Annotated in this window: 17 protein-coding genes and 1 pseudogene; 7 read left to right on the top strand and 11 right to left on the bottom strand. The window is 46.3% G+C overall.

Annotated features, from left to right (window positions below):
* The first annotated feature begins 5 nt into the window (after positions 1–5).
* Positions 6–935, top strand: a complete 930-nt coding sequence (gene accA, locus DX060_RS01735) for an acetyl-CoA carboxylase carboxyl transferase subunit alpha (protein ID WP_115010868.1) — start codon at positions 6–8, stop codon at positions 933–935.
* Positions 936–969: 34 nt separating this feature from the next.
* Here the strand turns inward: accA and DX060_RS11785 are convergent, their stop codons facing one another.
* Positions 970–1,104, bottom strand: a complete 135-nt coding sequence (locus DX060_RS11785) for a hypothetical protein (protein ID WP_258552151.1) — start codon at positions 1,102–1,104, stop codon at positions 970–972.
* A 1-nt stretch (position 1,105) separates the two neighbouring features.
* Between DX060_RS11785 and DX060_RS01730 the strand changes: the two genes are divergently transcribed.
* Complete coding sequence (locus DX060_RS01730; RefSeq protein WP_147278742.1) at positions 1,106–1,582, top strand: ATP-grasp fold amidoligase family protein; 477 nt, start codon at positions 1,106–1,108, stop codon at positions 1,580–1,582.
* On the opposite strand, the gene DX060_RS01725 is transcribed toward DX060_RS01730, so the two are convergent.
* The 3 genes from DX060_RS01725 to DX060_RS01715 all read right to left on the bottom strand — a co-directional run bounded on the left by DX060_RS01725 (position 1,579) and on the right by DX060_RS01715 (position 2,689).
* Positions 1,579–2,013, bottom strand: coding sequence for an ATP-grasp fold amidoligase family protein (locus DX060_RS01725; protein ID WP_181814129.1), 435 nt, complete (start codon positions 2,011–2,013; stop codon positions 1,579–1,581). The genes DX060_RS01730 and DX060_RS01725 overlap by 4 nt on opposite strands.
* Positions 2,014–2,187: 174 nt before the next feature.
* Positions 2,188–2,469 carry a type II toxin-antitoxin system RelE family toxin gene (locus tag DX060_RS01720; RefSeq protein ID WP_115010865.1) on the bottom strand — a complete coding sequence of 94 codons (282 nt, stop codon included), beginning with the start codon at positions 2,467–2,469 and terminating at the stop codon, positions 2,188–2,190.
* Positions 2,447–2,689: a hypothetical protein gene (locus tag DX060_RS01715; RefSeq protein WP_115010864.1), complete on the bottom strand. Its 243-nt coding sequence runs from the start codon at positions 2,687–2,689 to the stop codon at positions 2,447–2,449. Before DX060_RS01715 ends, DX060_RS01720 begins: the two co-directional genes overlap by 23 nt.
* On the opposite strand from DX060_RS01715, the gene DX060_RS01710 reads away from it, so the two are divergent.
* A complete protein-coding gene (locus DX060_RS01710; protein WP_115010863.1) occupies positions 2,689–3,375 on the top strand; it encodes an ATP-grasp fold amidoligase family protein in 687 nt (228 codons plus the stop codon). The genes DX060_RS01715 and DX060_RS01710 overlap by 1 nt on opposite strands.
* A 40-nt stretch (positions 3,376–3,415) precedes the next feature.
* Here the strand turns inward: DX060_RS01710 and DX060_RS01705 are convergent, their stop codons facing one another.
* Entirely contained in the window at positions 3,416–3,688 is a 273-nt protein-coding gene (locus DX060_RS01705) for a type II toxin-antitoxin system RelE/ParE family toxin (protein ID WP_115010862.1), read from the bottom strand.
* Positions 3,689–3,889: a hypothetical protein gene (locus DX060_RS01700; RefSeq protein ID WP_115010861.1), complete on the bottom strand. Its 201-nt coding sequence runs from the start codon at positions 3,887–3,889 to the stop codon at positions 3,689–3,691.
* Here DX060_RS01700 and DX060_RS01695 point away from each other — a divergent pair.
* Positions 3,889–4,371: an ATP-grasp fold amidoligase family protein gene (locus DX060_RS01695; RefSeq protein WP_115010860.1), complete on the top strand. Its 483-nt coding sequence runs from the start codon at positions 3,889–3,891 to the stop codon at positions 4,369–4,371. The genes DX060_RS01700 and DX060_RS01695 overlap by 1 nt on opposite strands.
* Here the strand turns inward: DX060_RS01695 and DX060_RS11780 are convergent, their stop codons facing one another.
* From DX060_RS11780 to DX060_RS01665, 5 genes are read right to left on the bottom strand one after another with little or no spacing between them, the layout of a single operon-like run.
* Complete coding sequence (locus tag DX060_RS11780; RefSeq protein WP_258552150.1) at positions 4,372–5,589, bottom strand: ATP-grasp fold amidoligase family protein; 1,218 nt, start codon at positions 5,587–5,589, stop codon at positions 4,372–4,374. It lies immediately after the preceding gene.
* A 29-nt stretch (positions 5,590–5,618) separates the two neighbouring features.
* Positions 5,619–6,971, bottom strand: a complete 1,353-nt coding sequence (locus DX060_RS01680) for an L-serine ammonia-lyase (protein WP_115010859.1) — start codon at positions 6,969–6,971, stop codon at positions 5,619–5,621.
* 3 nt (positions 6,972–6,974) lie between these two features.
* Complete coding sequence (locus tag DX060_RS01675) at positions 6,975–8,309, bottom strand: aromatic amino acid transport family protein (protein ID WP_115010858.1); 1,335 nt, start codon at positions 8,307–8,309, stop codon at positions 6,975–6,977.
* Between the two features lie 60 nt (positions 8,310–8,369).
* Positions 8,370–8,969 (bottom strand): Holliday junction branch migration protein RuvA, encoded by a 600-nt coding sequence (gene ruvA, locus DX060_RS01670; protein WP_115010857.1) that lies wholly within the window; start codon positions 8,967–8,969, stop codon positions 8,370–8,372.
* Entirely contained in the window at positions 8,966–10,951 is a 1,986-nt protein-coding gene (locus DX060_RS01665; RefSeq protein WP_147278741.1) for a hypothetical protein, read from the bottom strand. Before DX060_RS01665 ends, ruvA begins: the two co-directional genes overlap by 4 nt.
* 92 nt (positions 10,952–11,043) lie before the next feature.
* On the opposite strand from DX060_RS01665, the pseudogene DX060_RS01660 reads away from it, so the two are divergent.
* From DX060_RS01660 to cysS, 3 genes and pseudogenes are all read left to right on the top strand, one after another.
* A pseudogene (locus DX060_RS01660) lies at positions 11,044–11,730 on the top strand (lipid II flippase MurJ); the annotation flags it as partial.
* Positions 11,731–11,958: 228 nt separating this feature from the next.
* The gene (locus DX060_RS01655; protein WP_408938839.1) at positions 11,959–13,311 is read left to right on the top strand and encodes a lipid II flippase MurJ; all 1,353 of its coding nucleotides are present in this window, start codon (positions 11,959–11,961) and stop codon (positions 13,309–13,311) included.
* Between the two features lie 16 nt (positions 13,312–13,327).
* The gene (gene cysS, locus DX060_RS01650; RefSeq protein WP_181814281.1) at positions 13,328–14,782 is read left to right on the top strand and encodes a cysteine--tRNA ligase; all 1,455 of its coding nucleotides are present in this window, start codon (positions 13,328–13,330) and stop codon (positions 14,780–14,782) included.
* Positions 14,783–14,785: the final 3 nt, after the last annotated feature.

The following is a 14,785-nucleotide window of genomic DNA, read 5'->3' as shown; positions in this document are numbered from 1 at the left end:
TGGCAATGGCGACTTGTTTAGATTTTGAAAAACAGCTTAAGAGCATTCAAGATGACATTGAGCTAGCTTCTATGCGCGGAGATACTGCAGCTAAGGAGATATTGCAAAAGGACTTAGAAAAAGAGCTGAAAAAAGTCTATGGCAATATGAGCGATTATCAAAAGCTCCAGCTAGCGCGCCACCCCGATAGACCTTACGCGCTTGATTATATTGAGCTATTGCTAAAAGATGCGTATGAGATCTGTGGCGATAGGCATTTCCGCGATGATAAAGCTATCGTATGTATGATAGGCAAGATTGATGAGCAGCCTGTGCTAGTCATAGGTGAAGAAAAGGGCAGAGGCACTAAGAATAAAATCACGAGAAATTTTGGTATGCCAAACCCTGAGGGCTACCGCAAAGCCCTTAAAGCCGCAAAGCTTGCAGAGAAATTTAAGCTCCCTATCCTTATGCTTGTCGATACTGCTGGTGCGTATCCGGGGATAGGCGCGGAGGAGCGCGGACAGAGTGAGGCTATCGCCAAGAATCTCCAAGAGTTCGCTGCCTTGCGCACACCTACGATTTCTGTTGTCATCGGTGAGGGGGGTAGTGGTGGTGCGCTTGCTATCGCTGTGGCAGATAGGCTGGCTATGATGCAGTATTCTATCTTTAGCGTGATTTCTCCTGAGGGTTGTGCGGCGATTTTGTGGAATGACCCTGCCAAGATAGAGTCCGCCACAAAAGCGATGAAAATCACCCCCGATGAGCTGAAAAAGGCTCAACTCATCGATGACATTATCCCAGAGCCACTAAGTGGTGCGCATAGAGATAGAGAGAGTGCAGCCCAAGCGATCAAGACATATTTCCTAACAAGCCTAAGCGAGATTCTAAAGGATAAAGACTATCTCCAAAAACGCTATGAAAAAATTATGCACTATGGAGCTTTCAGTGAATAATTCTCGCTACACCCTACCTTGCAAATGACGATTTTCATAACAAAATTGCCCAAAATTCAAGCCTAGAATCCAGCCCAAAATCCCTAGAATCAAACGCGGATTCTAGCAAAGAGAGAGCACTTGACTTGTCATTGCGAGACGATGAAGTCGGCGAAACAATCCATAACACAATGGATTCTAGCTCTGCAAACGCGGATTCTAGTGTGGATTGCCACGCTTTGCCTTGCGACAAAGCTCGCAATGACAGCTTAGATTCTACCCAGCCCCTAGAATCCACTTTTGCCTACAAAGCCCCTGATGACTACAAGTTTCACTGCTTTGGGAAGAGGGTGTTTTCTGAAACGATTATCGATCGTGGGAGCAATACGCGCTGCACATTTTTTGATGAAGCGTGGAATCCACTTGAAGTAAAGATCACCTATGATTTTGCACAAAGAGCGATAGAGAAGCCAAGCGTGCTACCCCTAATGCTTGAGATAAGCAGAAGATTTTTTGATGATTTGGGGTATTTGCGCTGCGATTTTTATCTGCAAGGAAATACGATTTTACACATAGGGGAGCTGACATTCACGCCCGGTGGCGGCGTGCTGCCGATCTCGCCTAGAGAGTTTGATGGGACTTTGGGGGAGCTTTGGGAAATCCACTAGTGCCACAAATCGCCTAATTTTTTATCCCACTCATTTGGAGTAAAATGCCCTGTGCCGCCCTCTGGAGTCATCGTAAGCTCGCCCACGATAATCGCCCCACAAATACTATACAAATCCACACGCACAAACCTGCAACTTTTGCTTAGTAATCTAGCTATATCAAGCATAGTGGGGAGATTTTTCGGTTTTGTGGGGGTGGTGCGTGGCAGTGGGTAGTAATACACCACTTCTAGCGCGTTCCACTCTGTGTCAAACATCGTGCGTGTGTGGCTGGTAAATCGCTCTGTATCGACTTGGATAAAGATTTGCCCTCCAAAGCAGTGAAACTTGTAGTCATCAGGGGCTTTGTAGGCAAAAGTGGATTCTAGGAGCTGGGTAGAATCTAAGCTGTCATTGCGAGCTTTGTCGCAAGGCAAAGCGTGGCAATCCACACTAGAATCCTCGTTTGATTCTAGGGATTTTGGGCTGGATTCTAGGCTTGAATTTTGGGCAATTTTGTTATGAAAATCGTCATTTGCAAGGTAGGGGTAATAGTTTTATAAAATTAGCAAATCCTAAGCAATTTTCTAAAAACTAGGCATAAGTCCAAGCACGCATTATAGGGGTTAATACGCGTTTTCTCTCGTGGTGATTTCGATAATCTCAAGCGTGAGCTGCTGGGACTTGACATCGCCTATTATGCGGTATCTCCCCACTCGCCACCGCCAAAGATTGCCCATAGATTTATACCGCCCCTGAAGTTTCGCGCAGTTGGGCAGAGTCGTTGGGTTTGGGGACTCTTGCAAATGCGTATCGATGAAAAGCCGCACCAAATGTATCCCGTGTGGATCGCCTTTATACTGCTTGGCTAGAAATTTTTCTGCTTTATTTGTCAGTAGGATCTGCATAAGACTGCCCATTTACTAAAGTTTCTAGCTCATCGCGCAAGCGATCTTGCTGCTCTTTAGGCATCGCGGCAAAGTCGCTTGCAATTTGTCGCATAGCCTTTGACTCACTAAGTTTGTGGCACGCAGGCTTCTCCACCTTGCACTTGGCGTTGATCGCCTTTGTAAATGCTTTCATACTTGGCAGAAACTCTTCTTTGACATTCTCTACGATGATAGTCATTGTCGCTCCTTTGTTTTGGTGGATTATACACTAGAATCCATAAGTGCCTAATATTTTACCCCTACCTTGCAAATGACGATTTTCATAACAAAATTGCCCAAAATTCAAGCCTAGAATCCAGCCCAAAATCCCTAGAATCAAACGCGGATTCTAGCAAAGAGAGAGCACTTGACTTGTCATTGCGAGACGATGAAGTCGGCGAAACAATCCATAACACAATGGATTCTAGCTCTGCAAACGCGGATTCTAGTGTGGATTGCCACGCTTTGCCTTGCGACAAAGCTCGCAATGACAGCTTAGATTCTACCCAGCCCCTAGAATCCACTTTTGCCTACAAAGCCCCAACAGACTATAAATGCCACACCTTTAGCGGTAAGATTAGTCATATTACTGCCATTTTAGATAAATTTATCAACCAAACAGAAATTGCTATGGATACAAATTGGCGAAAAATGCCTTTTGATTTTGAAAAGAAAGCAAGCGTTCCTCCAGCCAAGCCACATAATCTCACGCTTATAATCAATATCGCTCAAGCCCTTGCCAGCCCTTTTTCTTATGTGCGTGTGGATCTGTATCTCATCGATAGCAGTGTCATTGTAGGCGAGCTGACTTTCACACCCACAGGCGGCACAGAAAAATTCACCCCAAATGAGTGGGATAAAAAGCTGGGCGATTTATGGAGATAGGGTAAGGGTAAAAAAGCAAAATAAAAAGCAAGGGCTTAACCTAGCCTTTAAACAGATCGCTATGTGAGCCTACTTCTACACAAGTAAGGATAAGGGCATTTTGATTTTTGGCATAGATGAGTAGCAAATCTGGCTTGATATGACACTCGCGGAAGCCCTTTAGCTCGCCTGTGAGCTTATGATCTCTGTGTTTTGGCTCTAGGCTCTCCCCACTTGCAAGTGTATAGATCACGCTATCAAGCAAGTCTCTATCATCTTGGCTTAGTTTCTTGCGCTGCTTTTTGTATTTAGCAGTGGTGTGGATCTCAAACATCTAAGAATCCATAGCCTTTTTGTAGCTTGCAAAGTCTTGAAACTTCTCTACCTTGCCATTTTTCACAGCCTTTATGCTGCGCAAAAGCTCATCGCTTGGCTCTTTTTGTATTGTCAGTTTGACATCTGCTAGCTTGGCTAGACTTTTTAGCGCGTTTGTGAAGTCTTTGCTAGCATTTTTAGCGGTGATATGGATGGTCATTGTCGCTCCTTTGTTTTGGTGGATTATACACTAGAATCCATAAGTGCCTAATATTTTACCCCTACCTTGCAAATGACGATTTTCATAACAAAATTGCCCAAAATTCAAGCCTAGAATCCTACAAAGCCCCAACAGACTATAAATGCCATATATTTAATGGCGCATTGAGTCATATAGAAGTGATTAGAGTGCGGTTTGTCCATCAAGAAGAAATCGCCCTAGATGAGCAGTGGCAAAAGCTCCCATTTGACTATGAAAAAAGAGCCACCACGATCCCGCCAAAGCCCAAAAATTTGCTCACTATGAAGCAAATCGCCATTGCTTTATCACAACCCTTTGCGTATGTGCGCGTGGATTTATATGAGATAGATTCTGTGATATTTTTTGGGGAGATGACATTTACTCCTGCTTGTGGGACAGATAAATTTAGCCTACAAGAGTGGGATAATGTCCTTGGCGATCGCTGGAAAATGCACGCGTGATTAAACCCACAAATCCCCCAAATTCCTATCCCACTGCATAGGCGAGAATCTATCCGTGCCACCCGTGGGAGTGAAAGTCAGCTCCCCTACGATGATCTGCTCATCAATTTCGTATAAATCAACCCGCACATAAGAAAACTTATCCGCAAGCGATATGGCTAGCTCTTGCATTAGGGCTAGATTTTTTGGCTTTTTTGGTATGTGTGAGGCTTTTTTGTCATAGTCAAAGGGCATTTTCTCCCAAGTGGGAGTCATAGCGATTTCGGTCTGATTGGTGAATTTATCGATAATTGTATCTATATGACTCAATGCGCCATTAAATATATGACATTTATAGTCTGTTGGGGCTTTGTAGGATTCTAGGTTTTGGGCAATTTTGTTATGAAAATCGTCATTTTCAAATGTTTTTGTGCTGGAGTCTGTGCTAGATTCTGCATTAGGCGCGGTGTTTGCGGGGCTAGAAGCTCCTAGAAGCTCTTCGATAAACACGCGCGGCTCGATGTCTTTGTAATGCCATTCGCGGAAAAGGGTGTAGAAATTGGTCGCTAGGTGGCTTTGGATTTTGCTCCTAGCAGCTTCAAAGCGTGCTTGATCGCTCAAAAACTCCTGCTTATTTGGCACAAGCACCACGCCGCCACCATCGTGATTGGTCTTTATCGCAAAGGAGGTGGGCAAGCTGGCAAAGTCTATCTCATCAAAGCTTTTGTAAATCCCATAGAGCTTGGGCAAATAGGGGCAGATATTGGTAGCAAGGAGAGTGGATCCTAGCGAGTCTATGGGGGCAAAGAGTGTGGAGCTAGGCTCTAGCAGATTGAGCTTGGCTAGGGCTTGTATGGTGTGTGCGCTAGAATCTAAGCTAGAATCTAGGCTTGCATCACACTCTGCCCCCCCCCTAATCGCGTTTTCATAGAGTGGGTAAAGTGTGGCAGCGATGTAGATCCTAGCCTTTAGCTTATCGGCTAGCGCGGTATAGACAGGGCTTCTGTCAAACAAAATGCGGTGGATAATCTTCTCATTAAAGGTCTTGGGATTGCGGAAGTCTGGGGTGTAGCCAAAGATCTTTTTATGTCGGCGGACAAAGTAGGCTTCATCATCTAAAGTGGATTCTATGAGAGCATTTAGCTTCACGCGTAAGGGGCGGATCGCCTTTGTGTAGATGGGATTGTGCTTAATGCTCTCTTTAAGGCGGGATTTGAAAGATTGTGGCTCTTGGCTCATTGGATCTCCTTGTGTGTGGTGTGGGGTGGCTAGCAAACGCTTGAGAGCGTCTTGGCTAGACCGCCTAGGGCGGTTTCGCGGTATTTGGCATTCATATCTTTGCCGGTTTGATACATTGTCTTTATCACTTCATCTAGGCTTACAATCGGCGTGCTTTTGCGCGTCATCGCCATTCTCGCAGCAGAGATAGCCTTGATCGCGCCAAAGGCATTGCGCTCGATACAAGGGATCTGCACAAGCCCGCCCACAGGGTCGCAAGTAAGCCCTAGGTGATGCTCCATAGCCATTTCCGCGGCATTGCAGGCTTTCCTAGCATCTGCGCCAAGGATAGTCGCCATAGCCCCTGCTGCCATAGAGCTAGCCGAGCCGATCTCTGCTTGGCAGCCGGCTTCTGCGCCGCTTATGCTGGCATTTTTCTTGATGAAAGAGCCTATGAGTATGGCTGTTAGCAGAAACTCTACTGCTTTATCATCGTTAAAGCCTATGGTGTGGTTTTTGCAATAGAGCATTACCGCTGGGATCACCGCGCAAGCACCATTTGTAGGGGCTGTTACCACTCGTGCGCCGCTGGCATTCTCCTCTGCTATGGCTATGGCATAGAGCGAGATAAAGTCAATGATCCCTAGCGGATCGCTTGTGGTATGCACGCGCTCAAACAAGCCTTTGGCACGGCGTTTTAGGTGGAGCTTGCCCGGGAGATAGTCCTCGCTTGGGTGCGTGCCTTGGGCATAGGCTTCTTGCATACACTCCCATACTTCAAGGCAGTAAGCTCTAATGCTCCTCTCATCGCGGAATTGCAGCTCGTATTCTAAAGAGAGCTTGGCTAGGTCGCAGGACTTCTCATCGCAGAGATAGAGAGCTTTGGTGGCGTTCTCTATCTGCCAAAGACTAGAATCCACTTTTTCTCCTTGGGTGGATTCTAGCTCTTGCTCATCTTTGACAAAGCCCCCACCGATAGAAAAGTAGGTGCAAGAAGTTACTTTTGCGCCTTGTGCGCTAAAGGCTTCTATGCGCAGGGCATTTTCGTGCTGGGGCAGAAACTCATCGCTAAAGATGATGTCGCTGCTGCTATCAAAGGGGATAAGCTTTGTCCCGCAGAGATTAAGCTGCTTTGTATCATAGACGCGTGCTAGGGTGGCGGCTTGGAGGTCTTTGGTGATGGTTTTGGCGTGGAGATTTTCTAGCCCCCAAAGGATCGCTTTATCACTCAAATGCCCTCTGCCCGTGAGTGAGAGAGAGCCATAGAGCGTGATAGTGATATGCGCGATGGATTCTAGCTTGGGGGCGATTAGCTCGCAGAAGCGATTGCCCGCTATGAGCGGTCCTAGCGTGTGCGATGATGAAGGACCTATGCCGATTTTACAAATGCTAAGATTACTCACGCGCTATCCTATAAGCTTGTAAATCACGGTGAAGATTGTCAAAAGCCCTGTGATAAATACAAAGGCATCTAGGGCAGGGTTTTTAAACTGCTTCATCTTTGAGACGCTATAAATAGCGATGATTGGCATAAGGAAAAGGATTGCAGCGATGATTGGACCGCCTAGATCTTCGATAAAGCCTAGCACGCTTGGATTGATATAGGCTACAAAGAGCATTATCACATACATTACACTTGTGCTTGCAATGGCGATTGCTTTAAGATTTGGATTCTCATTGCCGGCGATTTTGCAGCATTTACGCACGATCCCATACGCCCCTTCTCTAGCCCCAAAATAATGCCCAAAAAATGAGCTAGAAATAGCCAAAAATGCTATCAAAGGACCGCCATAAGAGATGAAAGGATTATCAAGCTTATTGGCAAAATAGGATAGCACAGGGATATTTTGCGCTCTAGCTTCAGCAAGCTCTGCTGGACTTAGACATAGCACACAAGAAAAGACAAAAAACATCACAAAGATTAGTAGCATTGTCGCGGTGCGGAAAAGGATTTGATTTGCCTTTGCTACGGAGTGCTCCCCATACTCGCGCTTCACGCTTAAAGAAAAGGTAGAAATGGCTGGAGAGTGATTAAAGCTAAAGACAAGCACAGGCAGAGTGAGCCACACGATTGTCAAAAACTCTTTCACATTGGGCACTTCGCTTAGGCTGCCTAGATTCCACTGCGGAATAAGATAGAGTGAGAATAGAAACAAAACCGCGCATAGCGGATACACGAGCCATTCACATACTTTGGTGATAAACTCTTCGCTAAAAAGCATAATAAGCATAAAGCTACTCACACCCAAAAATACCAAAATCGCCCGCCAAAGTGGCAGTAAGTGTGCTATTTGCGAGCCTTTTTCATTTAGCTCGGTAGTATAGATAGAGCTGATGAATCCAGCCAAGCTGCCATTAGAATCTAGCAAGGGCAAAAGCTGATTGTAAATAAAGCTTTCAAATGTGTTTGTAATCCCCACGCAGTAAGCCAAGCAAATAGGGAAAATCGCGAAGAAGTAAAGGATAGAGATAAACACACTCACCCCACGCCCAAAGTATTCTTCTGCGGCGTGCGTGATGTCTCTGTCATTGCCACTAGCTTGGCAGACAAAGCGGCTTAACGCTCTGTGGCTCAAATACACCATAGGGAAGATGACAAAGCACATCACCACCACGGGCCAAAAGCCTCCGCCCCCAGCTTTGATAGGTAGATACAAGATCCCAGCTCCCACTGCCGTGCCAAATAAAGATAGCATCCAGCGAGTGTCAAATGAATTCCATTTTGGTGGGGTATTTTTCATAGTCGCTCCTTGTGTGACATTGAATATATTATACATTTTCTCGCGCATTTTCTTACTCATTTAGCGAGCAAGCAAGCGCAAGGCTTCTTTGATCGCGCTTTGTGTATCTGTGGCAGTGATTTGAGGCAGGATACGGGTGATTTCATTTGCCTTGTAGCCTAGGGCTTCTAGCGCACTTGTGATGTCGTGCTTGCTGGCTAGATTGCTTGGGGATTGGGGCTTGCTAGATTCTAGTGCCTGCTCGCAAAAGCCCGCTAAATCTAGCAAGATTTTGCCCGCACTCTTTGCGCCAACGCCCGGGACCTTTTGCAAGAGCTTAATGTCCTTGCTAGCGATGATTTCTAGGAATTTTTGCGCGCTGAAGGTGCTAAGGATTGTAAGGGCGACTTTGGTGCCTACGCCGTTAATTTTAAGCAATCGCTCAAAAGTGCTTTGCTCTAGTGTATCTACAAAGCCAAAGAGCAAATGCGCATCTTCACGGATAATGGTGGTGATGTGGAGATAGATTGATGGGCTAGACTCCTTGCTAGAATCCACTTTTATTCGCAGCTGCGCACTTGTCTGCACACTAATGGCAATGCCATAAATCACGCCTTGGACATTGAGCTCTACGCGCATAGGCTCTAGCTTGTGGATCGTGCCGATTAGACCGCAAATCATTGTTCTACCTTTAAGTGGATTGAGTGAGTATCTAAAGATTCTGGCGCGGATTTTACCCTAGAATCTTTAGCGATAGTGATGTGTGAGGGTTTGTTGTATTCAAGTAAGAGAGATTCACTCATTGTGTCATTTGGCTCTAGGGATAGCCCTTGTATATGCGCATAGTTTTCAAAGCCCATAACCTTGCCTATATGTAAGCGTGCGTTACAAAGCCTTGGTGATAGGGATTTGATCGTGTGCTTTAGCGTGTGTAAGGAGTGCTCTAAAGACTTCTTGCGTGCTAAGGTGGCTTTATAGAGCTTGATAAGTACGTAGGATTCTTGGTAGGTTTTGGCAAATTTGCTCTCTTTTAGCGCGATTGCTTGCTGATCTTTGGTAAAGCCCTGAAGCTTTGCTAGGAAGCTTTGGGCGGCGTGGGCTTTAGGGAGTAGGGCAGATAGGGTGGATTCTAGCTGGGCTAGGGTGTGGGATTTGTCGCGGTGGTAGATTCTAGCATTGCAGAGATAGCTACGATAATCGCTAGAGCCTAGCAGGCTAAAGACTAGGGCATTGTCATCGCCGCGATTTTGTGGGATCTCTTTTGCTTCTAGCAGGGCGGAAAAGTAGCAGGTATTGGCATTGCGCAGGCGGTCTATGGAGATAGAGCTTGCATAGATGGTGCTAGCGATTGTCTCTTGGATTTTAGCGGTGTTGGCATAGATGGTGCCAGAATCCAGATTTTTGATCGTGCAATCTTGTGCGATCAAAAGCCCCTTGTGGGTTAGGATCTTGGCGTGCTGGGCTAGGATTTTGGAGCTTTTGTGGGTTGAGCCATTGATGATGAGCTGCTTTGCTTTAATAGTCGTGCTACTCCCTAGATCGCCAGCTATTTCTATATGCTCCGCTTCGATATGCACGCCATCTCCTAGGGCATCAATACTGCTATGACTAGATTCTATACGGAGTGTGATATGCGCTCGCACGCCCCCTAGTAGCGGCGGAGTTTTGGTAGAAGTCAGCTCTAGGCTTGGAGGTGTATAGAAGCAAAAAAGATCCGCTTGGCTATCTTGTGTGGCTTGGTTTTGTGGGCTTGGGCTCGTGCTGGCATAGGGCGCGGTGAATTGATTATGCAAGGCGATGAAGCCTTGGATCTGGCTGAAGTATTGGATTTTATCCGCATAGGCTTTAGTGGTGATATGCTCCTGCACACTTGGGATTATGCGCGGCTTTTCATCGGCTTGGGAGCAGTATTGCCCTAGGAGATTGCGCCCTGCTACCCCACGATCGCCAAACTCATACATCGCGATAAGCTCGCCCTTATCCACGCCATAAAATGCCTCTTGGATCTTGCTAGGTGGGGGGATACTCTCATCATCAAAGAGCCCTTGCTCTTTAGCGTGGTAGGACTCTTGCGGGAAAAAGACAAAGCGCATAGGCTTTGGCGGCGCATATACGCTACTTTGCATAAGGCAAAATTCTTGGGCTTTGCTTTTGGGATCGTGCTTGATTGCGTGCAAGAGCTCATCGATTTTAGCGTGCAAGCTCTCCATATCGCGCAAGATCACCCCTAGCATAGCAAGCCTTGCGCCTACTTGGGCGTATAGATCGGCTTTGATCTCTTCAAGCGGCAAAAAGCTATCAAAGCAGCGCATAAATGCCTTGTCTTTATCCGTGGAGAGATAGATACTAAAGGTATCATCAATAAGCTTTGGTCGCACGAGGATATCGCAGCTCTGGCAGATTGTGAAGCGATCACTATGATATAGCCTATCGTCTAAAAGCGCGTGGCTTGGGAGCTTGGGATCGCTTAGGGTGATATGGTGCTTTTGCAAGAGACATTGCACGCTATCTATGGAGATCGCGCGTTTTTGGCACTCGCTTTGCAAGGATTCTAGGATATTGTCAGTATCAAGTAGGAGAAATGGCGCAAACTCCACGCAAATCCTTCGTATCCATTTTGTATCATTATAGTAGCTATGAAACTTACAGGCTAACACACGCATTTATTATAGTATATCAAACTTCTTTTGGCTAGAATCTAGGCTTTATTAAAACTAGTTACATATCTATGCGATTTGTTTTCTAAGGATTATTGGTGCTTAAAAAGGCGTTTTTGACAAATAGTAGCGGGATTTTATGCTCTAGGGTGTTTGGATTTTTGCGGGATTTGAGTATGGCAAATATCTTGGGGGCTGGGGTGTATAGCGATATATTTTTTGTCGCATTTAAGTTCCCTAATCTTTTCCGCAGGATCTTTGGCGAAGGGGCATTTACACAAAGCTTCCTACCTAGCTTTATCGCAAGTAGCAAAAAGGGCGCATTTAGCGTGCTTGTGCTTGCGATTTTCTCTTGCGTGCTTATAGGATTTAGTCTGCTTGTGGTGGCATTTAGCGGGGCATTTACTAGAGTGCTAGCCCTAGGCTTTGATGAGGAGCTAATTAGGCTTGCTAGCCCCATTGTAGCGATACATTTTTGGTATTTGTTTTTGGTGTTTTTGGTTACATTTTTTAGCACGCTTTTGCAGTATAAGCAGCATTTCTGGGTGAGTGCGTATAACACAGCGTTGCTTAATATCGCGATGATTTGCGCGCTGCTTTTTGCTAGGGATAGCGATGAGATGCAAATCGTGTATATCGCTAGCTATGGGGTGCTAGTAGGCGGTGTGGCACAGATTGCTTTGCATATTTATCCGCTGTATAGGCTGGGGTTTGTGAGGCTTTTTGTGTGTGGGGTGGGGGAGGTGCGGCTGGCTTTTTTCACAAGGGATTCAGCTTTGCGCGATAAATCGGGGATTTCATCGCCGCGCTGCGTCGATAGACACTCGAGTCTTATCTCCTTGCGCGGCTCGAAAAACCCCAATTTCTCATCGCAAAGCGTAGCTTCTTTAGAAAACAAGCGAAGCGAAGTTTCTTTAGAAAATCCGCAAAGCTCCCACAGCCCCACCGCAATTCCTAGAATCCTTGAAGAAGAAAAAGGGGCTGGGTGTGAAAAATCCGCCGCAAATCAAAAAGTGGATTCTAGTAATGAAGCTTTTTTATCGTCATTGCGAGCCGACTTGTCGGCGCGGCAATCCACACAAACAAAGACACAAAACCTAGAATCCACTTTTGATAAAAACGCAAAAAACATACAAACATTACAAAAAGCGGATTCTAGCCCTAACGCCCATTTTTCTGTCATTGCGAGCCGCGATAGCGGCGTGGCAATCCACAAAGGCGCAAAAGTGGATTCTAGCAATGACTATTCTGCTAGCGCAGAATCTGTGGATTCTAAAGAAACATCGGCTAACGCCGAGCGGTATCCCTTGTTTTCTAAAGAAGCTACGCTTTGCCACACCACTGCTACCGCAGCGGCTCGCAATGACAGAAGAAACGCCGAGAGTCAAAAAGTGGATTCTAGCAACGCTCAAAGTGTGTTTTCTCAAAACGCAGTTAGGCGGCAGGATTTTGGTGATAAAAATGGGGCTTTGCAAGGCGAGTCAAGGGCGCATACTAGAGCGTATGTAACCGCCGACTCGCCGCAGCAATCGCCATTTTTAGCCCAAAAGCCAACGCCAGAATCAAGCAAAGCCCAATCCTCCAGCAAAAAGCCAACGCCCAAATCCACAAAGCTAGCCCACACTATTAGAACCGAGCTTCGCGCGTTTTTCAAGCAGTTTTTCCCGGCTATGCTTGGTAGCTCTACGGCGCAAATCGCTAGCTTTATTGACACGATTTTGGCGTCATTTTTGGCAAGTGGGGCGATCTCATACCTCTACTATGCTAATCGCATTTTCCAGCTGCCTTTGGCTATCTTTGCCATTGCGATTTCTACCGCGCTCTTTCCTATGGTGGCAAAAGCGATCAAAGCAGGGCAGGAGCAAAAAGCCCTGCTAGCGATGAAAAGGGCGTTTTGGTTTTTGCTTTTTATGCTTCTTGTGTGTGCGGTAGGGGGGATTATGCTTAGGGAGCAGATTATTTGGCTGCTTTATGAGCACGGCAAATTTAGTCGCGCTGATACGCTAGAGTGTGCGATGGTCTTTGGGGCGTATATGGCTGGGCTTGTGCCTTTTGGCTGTGCTAGGATATTTTCTCTCTATCTTTACTCGCATTCTAAGCAAGCCTTAGCGGCGAAAATCTCGGCGATCTCCTTGCTTGTGGGGGTTGTGTTTTCCCTAGTGCTTATGCAGTTTTGGGGGGCATTTGGGCTAGCACTTGCTGGGAGTTTGAGCGGATTTGTGCTATTTGCTTTGACCATTAGGGCGTTTGGGTTTGGGGAGTTTTGGGCTATAATTTGTGCGCGAAATTACGCGCTATGGCTTGGTGTCGTGCTTGTATGCGAAGTGCTGCTACTTATGCTATGGCTACATTATATACATATCTAAATACACAAGGATAATGATGAAAATCTATGATACAAGAGTGAAGAAAAAGCTAGAGTTTGTGCCGCTCAAAGATAAGGCAGCTAGGATCTATGTCTGCGGACCTACTGTGTATGATGATGCACATTTAGGACACGCTAGAAGCTCTATCGCCTTTGATTTGCTATGTAGGACACTTAGGGCTTTGGGCTATGATGTGCTATTTGTAAAAAACTTCACCGATATAGATGACAAAATCATCAAAAAAGCTAAAGAATCAGGCATAAGTGTCGCAGAAGTCGCAGAATCTTATATCCAAGCTTATTTGCGCGATATGGACGCCCTGCTGGTGCGCCGCCCAGATATTATGCCAAAGGCGACAGAAAATCTCTCCGCGATGGCAGCTCTTATCACCAAGCTTTTAGACAAGGGCATAGCCTATAAGCTTGATAGCGGTGATATTTACTTAAATGTCCAGCAAGATCCGCGCTATGGGGAGATTTCAGGGCGTGGGAGAGATGATGAAAATCAAGCTAGAATCCACAATGATGAGCAAAAGCGCGATGAGAGAGACTTCGCCCTGTGGAAGAGCTACAAAGGCGCAGATGACTTTGGCTATGAGAGTGCGCTAGGGCTAGGGCGACCGGGCTGGCATATAGAATGCTCGGCGATGATTGAAGAAGTGCTAGCTTACCAAAACAAAGAATTTGCCATTGATATTCACGGAGGGGGGGCAGACCTGCTCTTCCCTCATCACGAGAATGAAGCCTGCCAGAGCCGCTGCGCCACAGGCAGAGAGCTAGCAAAATACTGGATGCACAATGGCTTTGTCAATATCGATGGGCAAAAGATGAGCAAAAGCCTAGGCAATAGCTTTTATATCAAAGACGCGCTAAAGACTTATAGCGGCGAAGTCGTGCGTAATTACCTGCTTGGCACGCACTATCGCGCACTTTTGCACTTCAATGAAGAAGATATGCTACTAGCAAAAAAGCGGCTTGATAAAATCTACCGCCTAAAGCAGCGCGTGGCAAGTGGCTTTAGTGGGGGGCTAAGCGGGGCTAGGGCGGCTATGCAGACTACACCTATCAAAATGGAGTGTGAGTTTTGCGCGGAGATTTTAGAGAGTATGAGTGATGATTTGAATATCTCAAAAGCCCTAAGCGCGCTAGAAGAGATGATCCACAGCGCAAACACAAGCCTAGATTCTACCCCAAAGGATAAGGAGCTAAAGCTAAGGATTTTAACGAGCCTTGATTTTATCTGGGAGCTGCTTGGCATTGGCGGGGGGGATTGTGTGGAGTATTTTCAGCAAGGCGTGGGATGGGAGCAAAGAGCGCGTATAGAGGAGCTAATCGCCCAGCGCACACAGGCGAAAAAGGCACGAGACTTTGCTAGGGCTGATGCGATCCGCACAGAGCTAGAATCTATGGGGATTGTGCTTAGTGATACAAGTGATGGCACGATATGGGAAGTGAGCTTGGGCGAGATCTAGGGC

Source organism: Helicobacter canis (genome assembly GCF_900451095.1).
Lineage (GTDB): Bacteria > Campylobacterota > Campylobacteria > Campylobacterales > Helicobacteraceae > Helicobacter_B > Helicobacter_B zhangjianzhongii.
The sequence above is the reverse complement of the archived record's forward strand: the minus strand, read 5'-3'. Positions and strand labels throughout refer to the sequence as shown.

Coding starts and splice junctions, on each gene's coding strand:
- accA (WP_115010868.1), top strand. CDS start 6: ATGGCGACTTGTTTAGATTTTGAAAAACAGCTTAAGAGCATTCAAGAT.
- DX060_RS01730 (WP_147278742.1), top strand. CDS start 1,106: ATGGATTCTAGCTCTGCAAACGCGGATTCTAGTGTGGATTGCCACGCT.
- DX060_RS01720 (WP_115010865.1), bottom strand. CDS start 2,469: ATGCAGATCCTACTGACAAATAAAGCAGAAAAATTTCTAGCCAAGCAG.
- DX060_RS01715 (WP_115010864.1), bottom strand. CDS start 2,689: ATGACTATCATCGTAGAGAATGTCAAAGAAGAGTTTCTGCCAAGTATG.
- DX060_RS01705 (WP_115010862.1), bottom strand. CDS start 3,688: ATGTTTGAGATCCACACCACTGCTAAATACAAAAAGCAGCGCAAGAAA.
- DX060_RS01700 (WP_115010861.1), bottom strand. CDS start 3,889: ATGACCATCCATATCACCGCTAAAAATGCTAGCAAAGACTTCACAAAC.
- DX060_RS11780 (WP_258552150.1), bottom strand. CDS start 5,589: ATGAGCCAAGAGCCACAATCTTTCAAATCCCGCCTTAAAGAGAGCATT.
- DX060_RS01675 (WP_115010858.1), bottom strand. CDS start 8,309: ATGAAAAATACCCCACCAAAATGGAATTCATTTGACACTCGCTGGATG.
- ruvA (WP_115010857.1), bottom strand. CDS start 8,969: ATGATTTGCGGTCTAATCGGCACGATCCACAAGCTAGAGCCTATGCGC.
- DX060_RS01665 (WP_147278741.1), bottom strand. CDS start 10,951: ATGCGTGTGTTAGCCTGTAAGTTTCATAGCTACTATAATGATACAAAA.
- cysS (WP_181814281.1), top strand. CDS start 13,328: ATGAAAATCTATGATACAAGAGTGAAGAAAAAGCTAGAGTTTGTGCCG.